23 protein-coding genes and 1 riboswitch are annotated in these 18,833 nt (G+C 46.3%); of the genes, 8 read left to right on the top strand and 15 right to left on the bottom strand.

The genetic code is table 11. The annotated features are described in order from the left end of the window. Positions 1-222 precede the first annotated feature (222 nt). From BGP75_RS12275 to BGP75_RS12265, 3 genes are all read left to right on the top strand, one after another. Complete coding sequence (locus tag BGP75_RS12275; RefSeq protein WP_076718884.1) at positions 223-519, top strand: hypothetical protein; 297 nt, start codon at positions 223-225, stop codon at positions 517-519. Next, positions 512-901, top strand: coding sequence for a DoxX-like family protein (locus tag BGP75_RS12270; protein ID WP_076718883.1), 390 nt, complete (start codon positions 512-514; stop codon positions 899-901). Before BGP75_RS12275 ends, BGP75_RS12270 begins: the two co-directional genes overlap by 8 nt. Positions 902-1,027: 126 nt before the next feature. Next, positions 1,028-2,149 (top strand): saccharopine dehydrogenase family protein, encoded by a 1,122-nt coding sequence (locus BGP75_RS12265; RefSeq protein ID WP_158070103.1) that lies wholly within the window; start codon positions 1,028-1,030, stop codon positions 2,147-2,149. Between the two features lie 109 nt (positions 2,150-2,258). On the opposite strand, the gene BGP75_RS12260 is transcribed toward BGP75_RS12265, so the two are convergent. The 10 genes from BGP75_RS12260 to BGP75_RS12215 all read right to left on the bottom strand — a co-directional run bounded on the left by BGP75_RS12260 (position 2,259) and on the right by BGP75_RS12215 (position 8,282). Beyond that, positions 2,259-2,585, bottom strand: a complete 327-nt coding sequence (locus BGP75_RS12260; protein ID WP_076718881.1) for a DUF6916 family protein — start codon at positions 2,583-2,585, stop codon at positions 2,259-2,261. Between the two features lie 19 nt (positions 2,586-2,604). Next, complete coding sequence (locus BGP75_RS12255) at positions 2,605-3,150, bottom strand: phage tail protein (protein ID WP_076718880.1); 546 nt, start codon at positions 3,148-3,150, stop codon at positions 2,605-2,607. A 30-nt stretch (positions 3,151-3,180) separates the two neighbouring features. Further along, positions 3,181-3,696, bottom strand: coding sequence for a phage tail protein (locus BGP75_RS12250; protein ID WP_076718879.1), 516 nt, complete (start codon positions 3,694-3,696; stop codon positions 3,181-3,183). 41 nt (positions 3,697-3,737) lie between these two features. Then, positions 3,738-4,241: a phage tail protein gene (locus BGP75_RS12245; protein WP_076718878.1), complete on the bottom strand. Its 504-nt coding sequence runs from the start codon at positions 4,239-4,241 to the stop codon at positions 3,738-3,740. 305 nt (positions 4,242-4,546) lie between these two features. After that, positions 4,547-4,873, bottom strand: coding sequence for a DUF6916 family protein (locus tag BGP75_RS12240; RefSeq protein WP_076718877.1), 327 nt, complete (start codon positions 4,871-4,873; stop codon positions 4,547-4,549). A gap of 19 nt (positions 4,874-4,892) precedes the next feature. Then, on the bottom strand, positions 4,893-5,438 hold the full coding sequence (locus BGP75_RS12235) for a phage tail protein (RefSeq protein WP_076718876.1): 546 nt from the start codon (positions 5,436-5,438) through the stop codon (positions 4,893-4,895). Between the two features lie 22 nt (positions 5,439-5,460). Then, the gene (locus BGP75_RS12230) at positions 5,461-5,976 is read right to left on the bottom strand and encodes a phage tail protein (protein WP_076718875.1); all 516 of its coding nucleotides are present in this window, start codon (positions 5,974-5,976) and stop codon (positions 5,461-5,463) included. Positions 5,977-6,017: 41 nt separating this feature from the next. After that, positions 6,018-6,521, bottom strand: coding sequence for a phage tail protein (locus BGP75_RS12225; RefSeq protein ID WP_076718874.1), 504 nt, complete (start codon positions 6,519-6,521; stop codon positions 6,018-6,020). 51 nt (positions 6,522-6,572) lie between these two features. Further along, positions 6,573-7,106: a GNAT family N-acetyltransferase gene (locus BGP75_RS12220; protein WP_076718873.1), complete on the bottom strand. Its 534-nt coding sequence runs from the start codon at positions 7,104-7,106 to the stop codon at positions 6,573-6,575. 330 nt (positions 7,107-7,436) lie between these two features. Then, positions 7,437-8,282 (bottom strand): alpha/beta fold hydrolase, encoded by an 846-nt coding sequence (locus BGP75_RS12215; protein ID WP_076718872.1) that lies wholly within the window; start codon positions 8,280-8,282, stop codon positions 7,437-7,439. 175 nt (positions 8,283-8,457) lie between these two features. On the opposite strand from BGP75_RS12215, the gene nosP reads away from it, so the two are divergent. Both nosP and BGP75_RS12205 read left to right on the top strand, forming a co-directional pair. After that, complete coding sequence (gene nosP / locus BGP75_RS12210; RefSeq protein ID WP_198939348.1) at positions 8,458-9,600, top strand: nitric oxide-sensing protein NosP; 1,143 nt, start codon at positions 8,458-8,460, stop codon at positions 9,598-9,600. Beyond that, entirely contained in the window at positions 9,551-10,633 is a 1,083-nt protein-coding gene (locus tag BGP75_RS12205) for a sensor histidine kinase (protein ID WP_083704784.1), read from the top strand. The genes nosP and BGP75_RS12205 overlap by 50 nt, the downstream gene beginning before the upstream one ends. Positions 10,634-10,747: 114 nt before the next feature. Here BGP75_RS12205 and BGP75_RS12200 read toward each other — a convergent pair whose 3' ends face one another. From BGP75_RS12200 to thiB, 3 genes are read right to left on the bottom strand one after another with little or no spacing between them, the layout of a single operon-like run. After that, complete coding sequence (locus BGP75_RS12200; protein ID WP_076718870.1) at positions 10,748-11,362, bottom strand: ATP-binding cassette domain-containing protein; 615 nt, start codon at positions 11,360-11,362, stop codon at positions 10,748-10,750. Beyond that, entirely contained in the window at positions 11,349-12,947 is a 1,599-nt protein-coding gene (locus tag BGP75_RS12195) for an ABC transporter permease subunit (protein WP_076718869.1), read from the bottom strand. The genes BGP75_RS12200 and BGP75_RS12195 overlap by 14 nt, the downstream gene beginning before the upstream one ends. A gap of 55 nt (positions 12,948-13,002) precedes the next feature. Continuing rightward, entirely contained in the window at positions 13,003-13,986 is a 984-nt protein-coding gene (thiB, locus tag BGP75_RS12190) for a thiamine ABC transporter substrate binding subunit (RefSeq protein ID WP_076718868.1), read from the bottom strand. A 75-nt stretch (positions 13,987-14,061) separates the two neighbouring features. Then, a riboswitch (TPP riboswitch) is annotated at positions 14,062-14,206 on the bottom strand. Between the two features lie 32 nt (positions 14,207-14,238). Here thiB and BGP75_RS12185 point away from each other — a divergent pair. Both BGP75_RS12185 and BGP75_RS12180 read left to right on the top strand, forming a co-directional pair. Then, the gene (locus tag BGP75_RS12185) at positions 14,239-15,168 is read left to right on the top strand and encodes a phosphotransferase (protein WP_076718867.1); all 930 of its coding nucleotides are present in this window, start codon (positions 14,239-14,241) and stop codon (positions 15,166-15,168) included. A gap of 42 nt (positions 15,169-15,210) precedes the next feature. Then, a complete protein-coding gene (locus BGP75_RS12180) occupies positions 15,211-15,792 on the top strand; it encodes an XRE family transcriptional regulator (protein WP_076718866.1) in 582 nt (193 codons plus the stop codon). A gap of 109 nt (positions 15,793-15,901) precedes the next feature. Here BGP75_RS12180 and BGP75_RS12175 read toward each other — a convergent pair whose 3' ends face one another. Both BGP75_RS12175 and BGP75_RS12170 read right to left on the bottom strand, forming a co-directional pair. After that, positions 15,902-17,380, bottom strand: a complete 1,479-nt coding sequence (locus BGP75_RS12175; RefSeq protein WP_076718865.1) for an L-lactate permease — start codon at positions 17,378-17,380, stop codon at positions 15,902-15,904. Positions 17,381-17,489: 109 nt separating this feature from the next. Then, positions 17,490-17,723 (bottom strand): hypothetical protein, encoded by a 234-nt coding sequence (locus tag BGP75_RS12170; protein WP_076718864.1) that lies wholly within the window; start codon positions 17,721-17,723, stop codon positions 17,490-17,492. 446 nt (positions 17,724-18,169) lie between these two features. On the opposite strand from BGP75_RS12170, the gene BGP75_RS12165 reads away from it, so the two are divergent. Further along, positions 18,170-18,760: a DUF938 domain-containing protein gene (locus tag BGP75_RS12165; RefSeq protein WP_076718863.1), complete on the top strand. Its 591-nt coding sequence runs from the start codon at positions 18,170-18,172 to the stop codon at positions 18,758-18,760. Positions 18,761-18,833: the final 73 nt, after the last annotated feature.

The raw sequence follows: 18,833 nt of genomic DNA, 5'->3' as shown, positions 1-18,833 counted from the left end.
AATGAAAATCGTTATCATTAGTATTTGTTTTGATGGTTTCTTAAAATGATGAATGAGCTGTGGCCAAAACCGCTCTACTATCTGCAAGAAAGGCTTATCTGAAACAGGAAGAATGACATAAGGAAAACAGGAACATTGTCTTGTACATAAGTTGCACTTGCATAAATCACTGAGCTGTATATGCTGTACATATATACAGTTTGCGAGCATTGTGGAGACAATATGACCATCAGAACGGTTCATCAAGTCATCAGTAAGAAAGGTTTAGTGATTGGAGAATATATGAACTTAAAATTCGCCAAGGACATGGATAATCGTACTGATGTTCTTTATTACGTCGCCGAACTTATTGAAGAGCAGGGGGTGGAAGAGACTCTCGCAGAAAAAATTGCTGAAACAATCATTGATGACAACATACGTCATGATTTTTTGGCAAGATTGAAAACTGTTAAGGATATTCCAACCGAAGAGCCGGAACCTGCCGCTGTCAAGGGTACTGCTGAAGGATCTGATGAATAGTTCTTTGAAAGTTCACTTAATAGCTCGCATCGGCCTGGCATTTGTTTTCTTATACCACGGCCTGATACCAAAAATTATCTGGTTAAGTCCGGTCGAGGAACAGCTAACTAATTTGCACAATATCGGGATTCCGGCAACGGTATTGTCGCCCATTGCCGGGGGCGCCGAGATCCTGTTAGGTTTATCCATTCTTTTGCTAAGACAGTCTCTGTATCCGGTCTATTTTTCAGCTGTTCTGCTTATTGTTTTATTGATTGATGTCGCCATTTTTATGCCCGGTCTGCTGGTGGAAGCGTTTAATCCCGTTTCAATCAATATTACAGCTATAATATTGTGCTATATCATTGTAATAACTCAGAAAAAAGATATTAAAGTTTGCTAGGCAAACGAAACTTTGGTGGACTAAAACTTTTTTAAACTAAAGAACCTGTGAATAAGTCCATTGTGTTCTCTGTGGGCTTTCAGAGGCCGAATGGACTTGTTCATAGGTTTCCGGAGGATCGACAGTGTGAAATTTCCGGTATTGGTGCTTGGTGGTTATGGAAATTTTGGTGGAAAAATCAGTGAGTCATTGGCTATAACGCAGGGGATCTCTGTTACTGTTGCCGGACGAAGCAAGCAAAAATCTGAGCTTTTTGCTGATCAGCTAAGGCAGAGAACAGGAGGCAAAATTGATAGCGTTGTTCTTGATATCAATAAAAAGGATTTTAAAGATAAGATCGCCCGTACCGGTGTAAAACTGGTTATTCATTCATCTGGCCCATTTCAAGGGCAGAATTATGATGTCGCTCAGGCTTGTATTGAATCCGGTATTCATTATATAGATTTGGCTGATGGACGAAGTTTTGTTAACGGGTTTGACCGCTTGGATGCAAAAGCCAAAGAAAACAATGTGCTGGCGGTCACAGGAGCCAGTAGTGTTCCAGGGCTTTCCTCTGCGGTGATTGACGAGTATTTCTCTGCGTTTCAGGAACTAAACGAAATTCACTATGGGATCGCACCGGGAAATCGCGCTGATCGTGGTGAAGCTACGGTAAAGGCAATCTTAAGCTATACTGGTCGTCAGTTTAAGCGTTGGCAAAACAGTCAGTGGGAAGATACTTATGGCTGGCAGGAAATACATAGATATAAATTTCCTGACCCCGTCGGGCGTCGGTGGCTGGCAAGTTGTGATATACCTGATCTGGAGTTGTTTCCCGGTCATTACCCCAGTCTAAAGACTGTTAGGTTTTACGCCGGTCTTGAACTTGGCAGTTTGCATCTGGGGCTGTGGTTATTGTCCTGGCTTTCGCGATTTAGATTTGTAGATAACTGGTCTCGATATTCAAAACTAGTCACTCGAATGAGTTGCTGGTTCCAGGGGTTGGGGACTGATATTGGTGCTATGTATATTCAACTAAAGGGTATTGATTTAAATGGCCAGCCAAAAATTCTTCGATGGAACTTAATTGCTGAAGATGGTCATGGTCCACAAATCCCAACAATTCCTTCCATTATTTTAGCCAAAAAAATTGCCGCTGGATCTCTTCAGGAAAAAGGAGCTAAAGCCTGTGTTGGGCTATTTTCATTGATGGATTTTACGGAAGAAACCAGAATGTGGAATATATGGCAGCAAGTAGATGAATACTGATAACGAGAATAATAAAGTGAACGCACTTGCTGCTGAATAGGCTAAGGGTATGTAACCCTTAGCCTTAAGGTCTGCCAGACTTTTTGGACATATTTGTAGGTTTTAAAGATCAGGTAAAAACAGATTCATAGATAACAGCGCGGGTTGGGTCGTTATTTTGATTGTCTTCTCGACCGATCGGTACCAGAAAAATATCCAGCTTCCCCATTTTATTATTTTCAAGCTGGTATGTGTGCTGGGGCAGCATTATTTCGCAGCTTCCTTTAAACAGTAATGCAAATTGATCGCGTCCTCCTTCATTAACGGATTCACGTAAAAACTGGACATCAATAAGCTCAAGGTCAATCTCTGTGTTCTGTTGTTCGCTATCCAGATGAACTTTGAACGGTTGATTTAAGCATTGATCGAAATCGTGCTGAGTCAGTTTAGCTAACATAATTAATCCTGGGATCTAATTAACTGCGAGAAGGATAAATGCCTGCCAGGGCAATACAGAAATTCAACACCTGGAAGGGTTGCATATTATAATGTGCCTGGCTAGCGCCTGCGTTACCTATCGTAGAAGCGGACAATGGCATTAGGTTTGATGCATCCGCATAGATATCTGTTGGAGTAAATCGCCCACCCCGTCCTGGTTCACCTGCTTGGGCAAGATAGGAAGCAGCTGGTTCTGTGGCAGAAGCTTCATCATCTTGTGCGTACCAAGTGTGGGTATGCTCGGGCATCTGTGCTGGATATAGAGGAACACCGGGAGCCCCACCTTGTTCACCCAAACGATAATAGCTTAATCCAGGTCCTTGTCCTTGATGTGTTGGTGCACGGGCCTGTAAATCTGGTAGCCTCAGCGTAGTGCGTCCATCGCCACCATAGGTTGTACTGATTAGTGAAAAAAGGGCGGTATTTTCTGCGATCTGAAGATAACTTCCGTCACAGAACGCCCAGGCACGGGGAGCATAGTTACAGGCCCACATTTGAATTTGTGCGATAAATGGCTCAGACATAATGCATATCTCCTTATATGTGGTATGTGTTCAATTGCGGGGCGGGTACGTACCCTTTAATGCGATAATAAAACTCACACATAAAAAGGGCATCATATTGCTGTGAGGTTGGGATCCACCGGCGTCACTCACTTGACTTGGAGACATGGCAACCAGGCTTGTATGGTCTGTATCAAAGGCTTGTTGTCCAGAACCCATCATTCGACCCTGAGGTTCAGTACTGTCGGCTGAATTACCGCTAGCCTCCAAACTGTGAGTGTGGTTGGGCATATCCGCCGCGGTTAGCGTTACGGTTTCAACGCCCGTTCTTTGACCTATTACTCTGGGTGTCAGGCCCGGGCCGGTACCTTGATGCATGGGCAAACGGCCACGCATATCCGGTAAGGCAAAAGTGGTTCTGCCGTCACCGCCGTAGCGGGATCCAAGCAGGGAGAATAAGGCCTCATTTGATCCTGCTGGTATTATTCCATTGTCGCAAAAGGCCCAGGTATGGGGGGCAAAATTGCCGGCGAACATTCGAATCTCACCGATAAAGGTTTCGGACATAACTGAATTCCTCAATAAGCGTAAGTTAATCAGGTTGTGCTCTAGTTTCGCGAGGGGAATAACCCTGCCAGGGCAATACAAAAATTAACCACCTGAGACGGTTGCATATTGAAATGGGCACCACCATCTCCTGTGAAAGATAAGGCTGTACTCATTGCTTTGAGATTAGCAGTAGCTGTATAAATCGGATTGCCATCAGGTGCCATGGCTAATATTTTGCCTTCAGGCTGGTTGGTGTCTCCGGGTTGGCTGTTTGCTTGAGCCTGGTGTGAATGCGTAGCTAGCTCACCGATTGATAATTTGACGGTTTCGCTACCGCCTTTTTCGCCAATGTTGTAACCATTTCCCCTATGGATGGGTACTCTGCCTTGCAGTCCCGGTAAACCAAAGTTGGTGCGTCCATCGCCTCCGAAATTTATTCCGAGTAGCGCGTAGAGGGTTGGATTATTGCTGATAGATATAAGCGTGCCATCACACTTGGCCCAGGTTCGTGGTGGGAAATCAAATCCGAACATCGTGATTTGACTGATAAATGGCTCTGCCATGGTGCCTCCTTTCTTACTGTCAGTCGTTATCTATGCACTCGCAATATGCTGCTATGCACGAATTTCCATTAAAGTGGGTACCAAACCAAGCGCTCGTAGGGAAGAACGGTTTCTCCGATTTGAAAACCCAGTTTTGAGTAAAGCTTCTTTGCCGCCAGTTATCGGAATGCCACTGAGTGCAAATGATTCCGTTTAGTAACAATCGCCGTCAATCTCAATGATACAAATGGACGTTAACGATTGTCGATTTACAGGTTCCCTTAAGGTCTGCCAGACCTTTTGGACGTATTTGTAGGTTTTAAAGATCAGGTAAAAACGGATTCATAGATAACTGCACGGGTTGGATCGTTATTTTGATTGTCTTCTCGACCGATCGGTACCAGAAAAATATCCAGTTTCCCCATTTGGTCATTTTCAAGCTGGTATGTCTGCTGCGGTAAGATTACTTCGCTGCCTCCTTTAAACAGTAATGAAAATTGATCGCGTCCTCCTTCATTAACGGATTCACGTAAGAACTGGACATCAATGAGTTCAAGATTAATTTCAGTGTCCTGTTGTTCAGTAACCAGATGAACTTTGAACGGCTGATTTAAGCATTGATCGAAATCGAGCTGAGTCAGTTTAGCTAACATAATTAATCCTGGGATCCAATTAGCTGCGAGAAGGAAAAACACCTGCCAGGGCAATACAGAAATTCAACACCTGGAAGGGCTGCATATTATTGTGTGGCTGGCTTGCGCCTGCGTTACCTATCGTAGAATCGGATAGGGGCATTAGGTTTGCTGCATCGCTATAGATATCTGTTGGAGTAAATCGCCCACCCCGTCCTGGTTCGCCTGCTTGGGCAAGATAGGCATAATTGGGCTCTGTGTCAGAAGCTTCATCATCTTGTGCGTACCAAGTGTGGGTATGCTCGGGCATCTGCTGCTGATATAACTCAACACTTGAAGTTCCACCTCGTTGACCCCAAACATAATTACTTAAGCCCGGTCCTCTTCCTTGTTGAATCGGTGCGCGAGCCTGTAAATCTGGTAGTCCCACCGTTGTGCGTCCATCGCCGCCATAGGTTGTATAGATTAATGAGAATAGGGCTGCATTTTCTGAAATTGGAAGAACGCCTCCATCACAGAATGCCCAGCTGCGGGGAGCATAATTACAGGCCCACATTTGAATTTGTGCGATAAATGGCTCAGACATAATATATCTCTCCTTAATATATTCAGGTGCGGGATGGATAGTCACCCTGTAATGCGATAATAAAACTCACACATAAAAAGGGCATCATATTGTAGTGAGGTTGGGATCCACCGGCGTCACTCACCTGACTTGGAGACATGGCAACCAGATTGGTATTGCCTGTATCAAAGGCCTGTTGTCCAGAACCTAAGGTTCTACTCTGGGGTTCTGCACTGTCACCGTCATTGCCACTGCCTTCCAGAGGATGAGTGTGGCTGGGCATATCCGCCGCGGTTAGTGTAACGGTCTCAACACCTGTTCTTTGACCTATTGGTCTGGGTGTCAGGCCTGGGCCGGTACCTTGATGCATGGGCAAGCGGCCACGCATATCCGGTAAGGCGAAAGTGGTTCTGCCATTACCGCCGTAGCGGGTTCCAAGCAGGGAGAATAAGGCTTCATTTGATCCTGGTGTGATAAGTGAATTGTCGCAAAAGGCCCAGGTGCGGGGGGCAAAATTGCCGGCGAACATTCGAATTTCACCGATAAAGGGGTCGGACATAACTGAACTCCTCAATAAACGTAAATTATTCAGGTAGTGTTCTAATTTCGAGGGGGAAAATCCCCTGCCAAGGCGATACAGAAATTAATCACCTGAGACGGTTGCATATTGGTATGGGCGCCACCACTTCCTGTAGAGGACAAGGCTGCACCCATTGGACGGGGATTAGCAGCAACTGTATAAATCGGATTGCCACTGGGTGCCATGGCCAATACTTTGCCCTCAGGCAGGTTGGTGTCTCCGGGTTGACTGTTTGCTTGAGCCTGGTGTGAATGCTCTGGTAGCTGACTGTTTGATAATCTGACGGTTTCGCTACCGCCTTTTTCGCCAATGTTGTAACCATTTCCTCTATGAATGGGTACTCTGCCTCGCAGTTCTGGTAAACCAAAGTTGGTGCGTCCATCGCCACCGAAATTTAATCCGAGTAGGGCGTAGAGGGCTGGATTGTTGTTGATAGATATAAGCGTGCCATCACACTTGGCCCAGGTTCGCGGTGGGAAATCAAATCCGAACATCGTGATTTGACTGATAAATGGCTCTGCCATGGTGTCTCCTTTCTTGCTGTCAGTCGTTATTCATGCACTCGCAATATGCTGCTAGGCACGAATCTCCATTAAAGTGGGGTACCAAACCAAACGTTCGTAGGGAGGAGCGCTTTCTTCGATTTGAAAACCCAGTTTTGCGTAAAGCTTTTTTGCCGCCCAGTTATCACAATGCACACTGAGTGCAAGCGGGGAGCAGTTTTTACCTGCGGCATACTGCAGGGTTTTGAGTACGCCTTCACCAAAACCCTTATTACGTGCCTGAGGAATAAATGCGATATCCACTACCCTGATTTCATTGCTGCCAAAATCGATAGTTACACGTCCAATGGGTTGTTGATGCTTCTCGACAATAAAATACATTGCATTGGGAAAGGCATCTCCATAGCCATTGCTTTGGGCATGTAGCTGTTGGTCGATGATTGATTCAATAAAATCAGCTTCAGCATCAATCAACTGTAAGTCGGAGCGAGTTGACTGATAAAGCTTCTCGATGAAGTGGTTATCAGCTTGAGTTGATGGACGAATTTCCAGTCCCTGAGGTAAACGTAAAGCGTTGATTGGATGTTTAGTGCCGACCTTGGCCATTCCTTTATACCCTTGGTTAAAGTTCCGTTTAGTAACAATCGTCGTCAACCTCAATGATGCAGACGGATGTTAACGATTGTCGGTTTACAGCGTTTCCACAACCACAAATTCGCTGTCGTGATTTAGCCTAGACCACCAAATTCACTAATGCAAAAACTGAAACTCAGAAGTTTTTGAAGGTCCTGGTTCGAGGGGGGGACTTACAGGTTTCTTCGTTAATGTGTAAGGGGGCTGCTACACTGCTTCGGTCCGGGAAGGCCAAGTAGAGCACTATGACACCTTGATTCAAGGGCATTGTGACAGGCCGGAGGGTGCTCGAATCCTGAGGATTTAGCGAAGAAAGGCTCGTATTTCAGTAGCCACTGGCTCCGGATTTTCCATATGCAGGTGATGTCCTCCTGATACAGTTTTCACTGTCAGATTCTTAATGGCAGCGCAGCGCTGTTGGCTACTTGGGCGCTGGTCAATAATCCCTCTGTCACCATTAATTAACAGAGTCGGAGCCTGAATGGCCTGCAAATGTGCAAGAACCTGCGCTTCAGTCAAGTACAGTGGAGAGCTGAAACGTAAACGGGGATCACTGGTCCAGGTCCATCCTCCTTCGTAAGCCATGCTGCTGCGATTGATAAGGCAGCGCACTGATTCACGGTTAAGATCACCGACTCGAACTCTGGCATCGATCAGAGCGTTCTTGTCAGAGTAAACAGGGGGACGCTTTGTTGGTAGTCGGCCCATTTGTTTGATTGAAGCGGCCAGAGATTGCGGAGCCTTGGATGGATCAGCGGCGTATGGACCCAGTCCATCAATCATAACGAGTTTTTCTATTCGATCAGGGAGCAAAGCACTGACAAAGCTAGATACTCCGGCGCCCAGCGAGTGAGAGACAAATGAAAAACGTTGCCAGCCAAGCCCGTCGGCAGCGGCAATTACATCGGGAATATAATCGACAAAGTGGTAAGGCACCCCAGGAGGGCGGTGAGAAGAGAGTCCATGCCCGGGCAGATCAATTGCGATAAAGCGTGTATCTGGCAGCAACGGAGCCAAAAAATCGAAGCTGGCTGCATTGTCGAGCCAACCATGCACTGCCAGCACTTTATGGCCAGTCTCTGGCCCCCAGGCTTTGGCGGCAATCTGATACCAAGGGGTTTCGATAACAATCTGTTGCGGGTTAACCACTTGTTACTCCCAAAAAAACTGGCCCCATCTTAGCAGTCAGTACAAATTTAAAACAAGCGCAGTTTAACTGCTGTGGCACCGTGTTTAAGTTATTGGCTGGAGAATTACAAATAAGATACTACAATCCAAGCAGACACTGTGCATCAATGATCCTCCTGAAACAGGGAGAGCTGTAGTGGTTGAAAGTACAAGAATTGGCTGTTCCATTTTACAGGAATCAAAGGCATTGGTTTCGGACCTAAAAGGGCAAATAGATCAATTGGATCTGGCTCTTGTGGTCGTCTTTTGCTCCGTCAGTTATGACCTTCCCGAGATAGCGCGTGAACTGGAGCGAGCGTTCCCCAAAGTGGTTGTAGTTGGGTGCACAACAGCGGGAGAAATCGGTCCCAACGGATATAGCCGGCACAGTGTCAGTGCCATATCCTTTTCAGCGACTGATTTTTCTGTGAGTGTGGAGCTTTATAAAGATTTACATGATTTTCCGCTTGGGCGTTGGCGGACAAATACGAGCAGTCTGCATAGCCGTCATAACAGTCTTTATCAATTGAAAAGTGATTCAAAAACTTTCGGCTTGCTGTTGGTGGATGGTATGTCGATACGCGAAGAACCCCTCGTGCGTGTGGTAGCCAGCGCGATTCCACAAATACCGCTGATAGGAGGGTCTGCCGGAGATGATTTAAACTTCGAACAGACTTACATATTCTACCAGGGAAAACTCTGGAGTGACGCTGCTCTGCTGATCCTGATAACCACTGCATTGCCGTTTCAGCTATTCAAAACACAGCATTTTGTCGCTTCTGATCAACGAATGGTAGTGACTGCGGCAATTCCCGAACATCGAATAGTTACGGAAATTAATGGACTACCTGCAGGTCCCGAATATGCGAGGCTGCTGGGGCTGGAGGGCATGGAGCAGCTGTCGCCGATGGTTTTTGCTGCCCATCCTGTGGTGGTTAAGATGGGGGATGCAGAATACGTGAGGTCGATACAAAAGGTGAACACTGACGGAAGTCTTACCTTTTTCTGCGCTATTGATGTTGGTGTTGTATTACGCACGGCGCAAGGGGTTGATATCGTAACTAATCTAAAGCAAATGTTGGAGCATGTACATCATCAGGTCGGTCCTCCTCAGGCGCTGATTACCTGTGATTGCATTCTCAGGCGGCTTGAGCTTGAACAGCACGGCTTGTTATCACCGGTATCAGAATTGTTAACCAATAATAATGGCGTTGGCTTCAGTACTTATGGAGAGCAAATAAACGGTGTGCATGTTAATCAGACCTGTACCGGAATTGCTATTGGTTCCCATGAGCACTGAGGCTCTTTTACTGACCGATGAAGGCTCTGACAGGGATCAGTTACGGAATGAAATTCGTCGCTTAATGGCAATTATTCAAGTGCTTATGGACCGCGCCGAGCAAGGCGTCAATACCGATTCCAGTGACTTTTCTCTATTCCAGACAACGATTATGCTGGAAGATAAAGTACGTCGGCGTACCGGCGAACTGGAGCAAGCCCTAAATAAGCTTGATGTAACCAATGCTGCTCTGGAAAAGTCATTGCAAACACTACAGCAGACTCAACAACAGTTGGTTGAATCGGAAAAAATGGCGGCTCTGGGTCAACTGGTGGCGGGAATTGCTCATGAGATTAATACTCCGGTTGGTATTGGTGTTACAGCGATGTCTCACCTGAGTGATGCAACGATCAATATTGAATCACTATTGCATTCGGGATCGCTGACGAAGGGCGCTCTGGAAAGGTACATTTCTGAAATGAAGGAAGGTGGCACATTAGTGCTATCGAGCCTGACCAGGGCTGATAAGTTAGTACAGCGGTTCAAGCAGACTGCTGCGGATCAGGCAACGCATGAAAAGCGACAGTTCTGCCTTGATAGATTGATAGAGATAACCTGTGACAGTCTAAAACAGACTCTGATAGAGAAGCAGGTCCATGTGTCCATCACAGGTGAAAGTATGATTCAGATAAACAGTTATCCGGGGGCTGTGACGCAGGTTATCACTAACTTAATGATGAACTCGCTGAACCATGCATTTGACGGAGTTGAAGAGGGGCTGATCGAGATAGACATTCGTCGTAATGAGCGTCAGATTGAACTGATTTATGCTGATAATGGCAGAGGAATCAATAAGGATATTGTTGATCATATCTTTGAGCCCTTTTATACAACCTACAGAGGTAAGGGGGGCGCAGGATTAGGTCTTCATATTTCCTATAATCTGTGCCAGAAAGTGCTGGGGGGACATCTTGAATATATAGACTCTGAATCAGCGGGCACCCGGTTTTTATTGACCTTTCCTGTTGATGCACCCTCAGAAACTGATAAATAAACCTTCCATCAGATCCAGCTTTATCTTTTCTTATCTATAAGCAATATCAGCTTGGGTAATCCCTATCGGCCAGAATTTTTATAGCAGAAGAACAAGATGCTTCTTTCGGGTGATTTAATTGTCTGTGGCCTGATTCAGTACCAGGCATCGATCAGCCACCCGCTCTACATCCTCATCCTGATGAGTCACCAACAGCAATGTTTTATGCCCTTCTTTAGCGGTCTGTCTGACCCAATCAGTTGCCAGCCCTCGGGTCTGTGGATCCAGTTCGGCAAAAGGCTCATCTAACAGCACGATAGGTTCTGGTCGCAACAGTGTGCGGATCAGCGCTACTCGCTGTCGCTGGCCACCGGAACAATTCCCTGGCTTACTATCCAGCAGCTGCTCTATTTCCAATTGCTTTGCCGCAGCGGTTATTTTCTGCCAAGGGGGGGGTTTACCAAAACCAAGTTTCAGGTTCTGGGTTATGCTGAGGTGCTCAAATAGATTATGGTCCTGAAAGAGAAGGCTGACAGGGCGTTGCTCAGCAGGTTGATTCTCTATGGATTTCCCCTGCCAGGCTATGCTGCCACTCTGACAGGAGACGAATCCCGCGATAGCGTGCAGTAACGTTGATTTGCCAACGCCGCTTTTGCCCTGAATTGCCAGTATCTCAGCGTCTGCTACCTGCAGTTGATATTCCGATGACCAGTCATCGAGTCGAATTTTTAATTTATCAATGCTCAACATGAGATCGAAACCGTTCAAAGGCCCAGAGAATCAAACTGCACAGGGCTAAAAGCAGCAATGAAGCAATGGAGGCTTCAGCTATTCGGTAGGTACCGGCATAGCTGTAAATCAGCCAGGGAAGTGTGGTCCAATCCTGACTGCCGAAGATAGAAAATATTGCCACATCTCCTATGGCCAGGATCAGTACCAAGGCCAGGCTTGCGACAAATACTGGCCTGATAAATGGCCACTCAACACGCAGCAAACTGAACCCCTGTAATTTCAGTGAACTACTCAGCTGCATGTATTGCTGATCAAATTGAAATAATCGTGGCTTGAGTTGTTGAAAGGCAAAGGGTACCAAGACTACCATATTCAGTAGTGCCACGAATACAATACCCCAGTCGTCCAGATCTATTTTAGGTAGCAGAAAGATGAACAATCCAACCGATAACACCATGGCTGGTGCCACCAGAGTATGCGTTGCTATCCATTCCAGAGCAATCCGCTGACGATGTTGTCGCTGACGATATGCATTGCGGATTGGCTGGAGAATAAGGTATGCCGTAATCGTAGCCGACACAGCAGCTATCAGTCCTAACGCAATACTGACAGCAGTGGGTTCCAGCAGCGAAGACCAGGAAAATCGGCTTATCTCCTGTAGATCAATGCCAGCGAATAAGGCAACGATAGGTAAGAGCAGTACCAGCCAGGCGAGATAATAAATAGTTTGATAACAGGCTTTTTTGGTACTGGATAGGGTCGGGACCCAATGCCTGGTTGCTGTGTCAGCCGACAGCCAGCTAATGGAGCCTAGTAGAGTGAGAGCCAAAAAGAGTGACCCGGCGATCAGAAACTGAGTCCAGGCCAGCATCAGCGCTTCGGGAATATTAAAGTCATACTTGAGTGCCTGATAAATAGCGACTTCCAGAGTGGTTGCCTTTGGCCCACCACCCAATGCCAGAACCACCGCAAAACTATTGAAACAGAGTACAAAAATAAAGCCGAATAACATTAAGTAACTGGCTTTTACTGATGGCCATTCGATATGTTTCAAGCGCTGCCACGGGGTGAACTTCAGCTGAGTGGCAAGTTTCCAGCTGCTGTCAGGGATGGTATTCATTTGCTGCACCAATACACGTACAGCGAAGGGCATGTTCAGGTAGATATGAGCCAGTAAAATACCGTTCAGACCATAGAGGTTCCAGCTCTCTCCTAACCAGGGGGTGAGTATCCCTGAACGTCCTAACAGTGATACCAGACCCGTAATCAGTACCAGCGTTGGCATTACAAAGCAGAGAATACAGAGGCTGAGAAATGTCTGGCGGCCGATCAGCTCCGGAAGGTAGTAGATTGCTCTTGCTACAGGCCAGGCCAGTATCATCGAGAGCAGGGCGCTGAGCCCTGCCTGTTGTATAGAGAACCATAATACCTGTCTAAAATAGGTATCGGACAACAGGGACCAGTCGGGACCCGAGCCACCATTGCCATTTGCTGAGAATCCAATCAATCCCTGAAATGACAGCAAAGTGACCAGAGCGATAAACAATAATCCCAGTTGCCCCGCCCCGAGCCTTCCAACCGCTAACCTTCCCACAGCTAACATGGGGCTGTTATTCGCAGAGAATATGGCCTGTTATCAATCAAGGTGGGTATTTCCTTTATTCGGAGACTGCGTTACGCCATTCGCGTACCCAGGATTTACGGTTATCTGCCATCGTTTCGGGGCTAAATCCGATACGCTGCGGTTGTATCAAGTCAGCAAATGCATCAGGTAGTTCCATCCCGGGGATGACAGGCATCATCCAGTTAGTTACTGGAATAATTGATTGGGCCTCTTTTGAAATCAGAAACTTCAGAAATTGTTGAGCCCGGTCTTTGTTAGTGCTGTTAGCAGTGATTGCCGCGACTTCTACCTGGGCTACGTGGCCTTCTTTAAAGGGCGCTGCCTTGTACTGAGTTTTCTGTTCGGCCACCACATGGTAAGCAGGAGAGGTATTGTAGCTGAGCACATAATCTGCATCTCCTTCGAGAAACATACTATAGGCTTCCCACCAGCCCTTGGTAACGGTTACCGTATGCTTTGAAAGTTGTTTCCAGGCTGCTGGAGCCTTATCCCCGTAGACTGACTTAACCCACATCATCAAGCCCTGGCCAGGTGTGCTGGTACGAGGGTCCTGATAAATCACTGAAGCATCGGATTCTATTAAATTCTTGAGGGAAGTAGCCGGCTGGGTGATTTTTTCACTGTTATAAATAAATGAAAAGTAACCGTAGTCAAAGGGGACGAAGTCGCTATCGTGCCAGTTTAGTTCTGCTTTGAGGCCACTCAGATCAATATTATGAGACTGAACCAGACCGGTTTTACGGGTTTCTTCCAGCAAACCTTCATCTATGCCGAGGATAAGGTCTGCTTTGGTTTTATTGCCCTCGATGCGCAATCGGTTGAGAATGCTGACCCCGTCTTCCGCAGCAATAAACTCTAAGTTGCAACTGCATTGTTGTTCAAAGGCTTTTTCCAGTTGGGGGCCCGGCCCCCACTCGGATATAAACGAGTCGTAAGTATAGACAGTCAGATCAGCTGAGATGGCGGATGATGCAAACATTAGAGATGCGACAGCTGCTAAGGGTTTAACTGGATTCACGGATTGCTCCTCAGTAATCTTAAAAGATAGTTTCCGAGGGCGTGGGAGTAGCCATTCACAGGTAGGGGTGGATAATACCTTGGAATGCTCATTTCCTACGCCAGTGTTAACTGGATCAGGTTCGACGGGTAAACTCTCAGCCAGGGCTCCTGTCAATAAGCAATGGGAGTGGATTGATTGCTTATTGACAGAAACCTTAAAAGCACCCCGATGAGACGGATGCAATTCTAACCTAGAGGTCGATTTTTCGCTATGCCAGAAAGACAGTTCAGTTGGGCCAATCGCTACCTGAAAGGTAAAGTCGATTGGCAACAGATGGCAGAGGGAAATAGTTCCAATCGGCTGTTCCGGGGTTATTGGCAAGGTCAGGTGTTGATACTGCGAGTCAATGCACCCGGGGATGTGGCATTTGGCGTTGATCGGCACAAGGAGTATCGGATATTGAAGCTGATTGCCGGTCAGTCATGGGCACCTGACATTCTCTATAACGACTGGGAAAATGGCTGGTGTCTGATGAAAGAGGCTGGCACGGTCACCAGCGCTGATCATTTCTCTGATACTTTGCAGGATCAATTAATTTGCTGCGTAAACCAATGGCAGCGGTTGAACTGTTTCACCAGCAGTACCAGGACTCCTTATCAGGCGCTGTGGAACGAATATCGACGGGTCTATGCCCGCTATTCAGAGACAGGGCCTGCATACGCTGGCAGTGATAAAACATCAGCATCTGCTTATCTTTCATTAAAACCCTTAGAACAATTACTGGAATTAAGCTGGAAGCGATTACAGTTGCTTCCCGAGTTACCGCTCTGTCTGGTGCATCACGATCTACACCCTGGAAATCTCTGTCTCAGAGAAGGGAGACTTAAGGTACTGGACTGGGAGTATGGTGGTTTTGGTATTGGTTGGTTTGATGCTGCGGCATTAAGGCAGCAGTTTGCGATTGAATCTGAAAAAATAATGGAAATGCCGGTTTTTACCGGGCTGTCAACGCAGGAGGTACTACAGGGGCTGGATATGGCTGATTGGTTGAACTCCAGTCTTGAGTTATTGTGGCACAGTGTCAGATGCCTGTTACATCGAGATGGATCGGAGGTCCTTGCTGAAAGGGTTTTAAGGGCAAGGAAATTGCTAGAAGACAGCACAGGGAAGCGCTCGACTTTGGATCTTGAGAATATTTGATCAGTACCGTACAGTTGCGTTCGATTTTCAGGGAATTATTAGATGGCTGCCGATAAGAAAAACCATATCGCAGAAAATCTGCGAGCGCTACGTACTTTCAAGAAATACTCAATGATGACGCTTGCAAAATATTCTGGCGTCAGTAAAGCTATGATTTCTAAGATTGAACGGGGCGATGGAGGAGTGTCAGCCGAAGTTCTCGGCAAACTGGCAGAGGCACTCGATGTTGGTATTTCGGATCTGATGGCAAGTTGTGAACCGAGTGCTGTATTGCTTCAATCATTTGACACCCAAGCCGTATTTGATGATCAGAAAATTGGTTTTACGCGGCGGGCACTCTCTCCGGTTTTCCCCAATAGAGGGATCGATATCGTTCACAATATATTGCAGCCAGGGGGAAAAACCGGTGTGTTTCCGGCCCATAAACGCGGTATTCATGAATATCTTGTTGTGCTGGAAGGGACGTTGGTTGCTGAATTGGGTGATAAGGTAGTTACCGTTGACAAGGGAGATTGTCTTTTTTTTGATGCCCATGTTGAGCATCAACTCATTAATGAAGCGTCAACACCTGTCATTTGGATACTGGTTGTAGACGCTTCTAAGTACGCGCGTTCCATCAGCTGATTTATCTATATCTCGTTAAGAAAGATATAGAGCATAGACGGGATAGCGGCCAAGTAGCAAAATTGTTAGACAATATTGCCGCTGGAAATTTTTCAACTCCTGGTTTAGGTCATAAAACGATATAGCTGTAAATTGTCCCGACAACGATGGCGCTTGCAATTACGTAGGGGACCATTGCGCTAAGTAATCGACCCTCGATATGGCTGTCACCGACTGTTACGCTGACTAACGCAACTCGTGCCGGCGATGCCATGGTTCCATATGAAGATGCAGCATTTTGAGCAGCTGCTGTCCAGTTTGTCGGCAACTGAACATTTTGCGAAACTTCCACCTGTAACGGCATAAACATGGCGTTTCCACCCGAGTTTGAGCCGGTCAGCCATCCACTCAATGCTCCTAGCACCGGGGCGAGGAATACATAGCCTGATCCAAGTACGCCACCCGCGGTGGCGACGGTTTCTGCCATCCCGGAAAGGATCATTACTTGTGCTATTACCAGGAACAGTACTATCGTTGTACCCGCTGGAAGGAATTGTTTCCAGGTCTGCCGCGCGGTATCCCTGAAGTTCTTGAAATTCATGTCATTGATAATTACAACGGAAAGGGCTGCGATCGTAACCCAGAAACCTGGAATATAGAGAAGTGGATAATTAAACCCGGCATCAAAGGGGGCGATTACAAGTGTGCTTGTAAGAAAATCCTGCACAGGAGGGATTATTCGTGTGATCAGAAGCGTAGCGATAAGGATGGCGTAGGGGCCAATTGCTGACCAGATCTGCTCCTGTTTCACTTCTTTTTTATCTGCTGCTGCTTGCCTCGAAAGAGTATAAAAGGAGCTGATGGCAAAGAGCACAAAAAGTACCATCAGGCTTGCTAATGCGCCAGCTACTTCTATACCAACGACTTTAGCAAAATAGTAATCGCCCCCTCCCTTGACTGCTCCACAAATGAGTGCCACGAGCCAGTAGCGCGATAAAGACTTAATGCCTCCACAGACCGCCAATGTAGTCACTGCGAATAAGGCGGGTAGGGGAGCTGATAGCAGTAATGATTCAATACCAACCTGATCAACTGGTAAGTTGGCAAGTTGGGCTCCGATCATTGTTCCAACCCCTAAAGCTCCTAATGAAACACTTATCTGGCTGATCAGAACTAGGATACCGGCCTTTAACGGACTGTAGCCTAAAGCGAGTAGTATGGGGGCAATGACAAGTACACTGACTCCAAAACCACTAATCGCTTCTACAAACGGAGATGCGCCTATTACCAGTGCTAGGATCTGTAGCTCGCGACTCTGGAACAGTCCTTGTAATAGCTTGACAATAGTCGATAGGCCGCCGGTTGCTACTTGAAGCCGATATAGTAAAAGACCTGGAAATAATACGGTTAACACACCGAAGGCTATTGCTAACGCATTACCAACTGATTGTAAGGTAATAGGGACAATATCCGCGATATTTATGGTGAAAAAACATGCAACAACAATTGCAGCCACTGCTGATAGAAGGCTGGTTCTCAAACCGCTTTGCTTAAGAACAATCAGTAGTAAAAAGGGGAGAGCTAAGGGCACCGAAGCTAAATAAACCATAGAGTGCGTAACTCCTTTATTTGGAAGGATACCCCGATGCCGAGCCGCTAGTTCTGTAGATCAACTGTTCGGGGTATCGCTTGAGTTGTTGTGAATTTAGTTTTGTTCTTTAGTCATTGCTGAGTAAATGACTGTTATGCCGCGCTGGATCTGTCAGCCGGCTGACATCTCCTTCCAGAATGCCTTCTCCAGCGGCGAATGCGCAGTTATTAGTATCGGAAAAGTAGGGATAAATAATTTTTGAAAGGTCTTGTGGGTTTAGCGTTGAAAAGACATCTTCAGGTGTTAGTTCGCCCTTGGCGACTTTTTGAAATGATTGAAACAAGTTTTCTTGACTATTCACGTGGTTCAACTCCTTTTGGTTTAAATTACCTTGGTTTTTAAGGTGTTAGTTCCTGTTATCACTGACCTGATCACAAAAGTCTGTAGCTATGTTTTTATTCATGAAAGTAGACTTGTTCAGTGTTTTATTAAAATTGTGGAATAGTTTTTGCTTTATTTAAGTATTTGTATTTAAATGTACTTTTGTTTGTTTTTTATATTTTTAATAAAGGATGGTAGCATTTTAATCAAAAGTGGACACAATAGTAGACTTCTGTCTACTTTTTGTCAAAGGCTTTGAAATGAAGATTTTATTTCATTTTTTGTGAATGTTATGTCAGGGGGGGAGCCGTCTTATTAATCCATTTGATACCTGTCAAAGCTGCTTTTCTCCATTGCCGTTACCATTTGTTTTTTTACCGCGAGTTGCTGCTCGTTTCCTTCTTCCCGAATTCCGAAGGCATTGTTATGAAGTTAAGTTCTGGACATTTTGAATCTAACGCAGGCCCAATTCTTGAGGTGCTGAAAGCGGAGCTTCCTGCTGCCGCTGAAGTTCTGGAGGTGGCCAGTGGCTATGGGCAGCACGCGGCCTATTTCGCTAAAGAGTTACCGGATAGCCGCTGGCAACCATCTGATATAAATCAAGAATATTTCGACAGTATGCGCGCTTACGGGGAGGAAGCTGTCGGAGCAAATATGTCGCCACCCTTACTTATTGATGCCAGTGGTGAGTGGCCTGTTGAACAGGTGGATGCTGTTGTTTGTATCAACCTGTTGCATGTATCTGCAACACCGGCTTGTAGTGGGGTGTTGCGCAATGCCGGTCGCATTTTATCCAGCGGTGGATTGCTGATGTTTTATGGACCATTTATTCGAGAAAATATTGAAACAGCTCCCAGTAATCTGATGTTTGATATGCGTCTGAAGCAACGGGACCCGGAGTGGGGAATTCCTGACCTGTCAAGGGTCGAAGAAGAGGCTGCTGACTATGGACTTAGACTTAAAAAGGTTTATGAACTTCCATCCAACAATGTCATGGTTGTAATGATAAAAGATTAACAGGAGTCCACTGGATAGCGCTGGCAACGGAGTGCCGAGCTGATCTTCGTTAATGCTGAACTGTCCCCTATAC

This window comes from Motiliproteus sp. MSK22-1 (assembly GCF_001968815.1).
Lineage (GTDB): Bacteria > Pseudomonadota > Gammaproteobacteria > Pseudomonadales > Balneatricaceae > Motiliproteus.
The sequence above is the reverse complement of the archived record's forward strand: the minus strand, read 5'-3'. Positions and strand labels throughout refer to the sequence as shown.

Bases quoted from the DNA above. Each gene is read 5' to 3' on its own strand.
- BGP75_RS12275 (WP_076718884.1), top strand. From the start codon at position 223: ATGACCATCAGAACGGTTCATCAAGTCATCAGTAAGAAAGGTTTAGTG.
- BGP75_RS12270 (WP_076718883.1), top strand. From the start codon at position 512: ATGAATAGTTCTTTGAAAGTTCACTTAATAGCTCGCATCGGCCTGGCA.
- BGP75_RS12260 (WP_076718881.1), bottom strand. From the start codon at position 2,585: ATGTTAGCTAAACTGACTCAGCACGATTTCGATCAATGCTTAAATCAA.
- BGP75_RS12255 (WP_076718880.1), bottom strand. From the start codon at position 3,150: ATGTCTGAGCCATTTATCGCACAAATTCAAATGTGGGCCTGTAACTAT.
- BGP75_RS12250 (WP_076718879.1), bottom strand. From the start codon at position 3,696: ATGTCCGAAACCTTTATCGGTGAGATTCGAATGTTCGCCGGCAATTTT.
- BGP75_RS12245 (WP_076718878.1), bottom strand. From the start codon at position 4,241: ATGGCAGAGCCATTTATCAGTCAAATCACGATGTTCGGATTTGATTTC.
- BGP75_RS12240 (WP_076718877.1), bottom strand. From the start codon at position 4,873: ATGTTAGCTAAACTGACTCAGCTCGATTTCGATCAATGCTTAAATCAG.
- BGP75_RS12235 (WP_076718876.1), bottom strand. From the start codon at position 5,438: ATGTCTGAGCCATTTATCGCACAAATTCAAATGTGGGCCTGTAATTAT.
- BGP75_RS12230 (WP_076718875.1), bottom strand. From the start codon at position 5,976: ATGTCCGACCCCTTTATCGGTGAAATTCGAATGTTCGCCGGCAATTTT.
- BGP75_RS12225 (WP_076718874.1), bottom strand. From the start codon at position 6,521: ATGGCAGAGCCATTTATCAGTCAAATCACGATGTTCGGATTTGATTTC.
- BGP75_RS12220 (WP_076718873.1), bottom strand. From the start codon at position 7,106: ATGGCCAAGGTCGGCACTAAACATCCAATCAACGCTTTACGTTTACCT.
- BGP75_RS12205 (WP_083704784.1), top strand. From the start codon at position 9,551: ATGTTAATCAGACCTGTACCGGAATTGCTATTGGTTCCCATGAGCACT.
- BGP75_RS12200 (WP_076718870.1), bottom strand. From the start codon at position 11,362: ATGTTGAGCATTGATAAATTAAAAATTCGACTCGATGACTGGTCATCG.
- BGP75_RS12195 (WP_076718869.1), bottom strand. From the start codon at position 12,947: ATGTTAGCTGTGGGAAGGTTAGCGGTTGGAAGGCTCGGGGCGGGGCAA.
- BGP75_RS12185 (WP_076718867.1), top strand. From the start codon at position 14,239: ATGCCAGAAAGACAGTTCAGTTGGGCCAATCGCTACCTGAAAGGTAAA.
- BGP75_RS12180 (WP_076718866.1), top strand. From the start codon at position 15,211: ATGGCTGCCGATAAGAAAAACCATATCGCAGAAAATCTGCGAGCGCTA.
- BGP75_RS12175 (WP_076718865.1), bottom strand. From the start codon at position 17,380: ATGGTTTATTTAGCTTCGGTGCCCTTAGCTCTCCCCTTTTTACTACTG.
- BGP75_RS12165 (WP_076718863.1), top strand. From the start codon at position 18,170: ATGAAGTTAAGTTCTGGACATTTTGAATCTAACGCAGGCCCAATTCTT.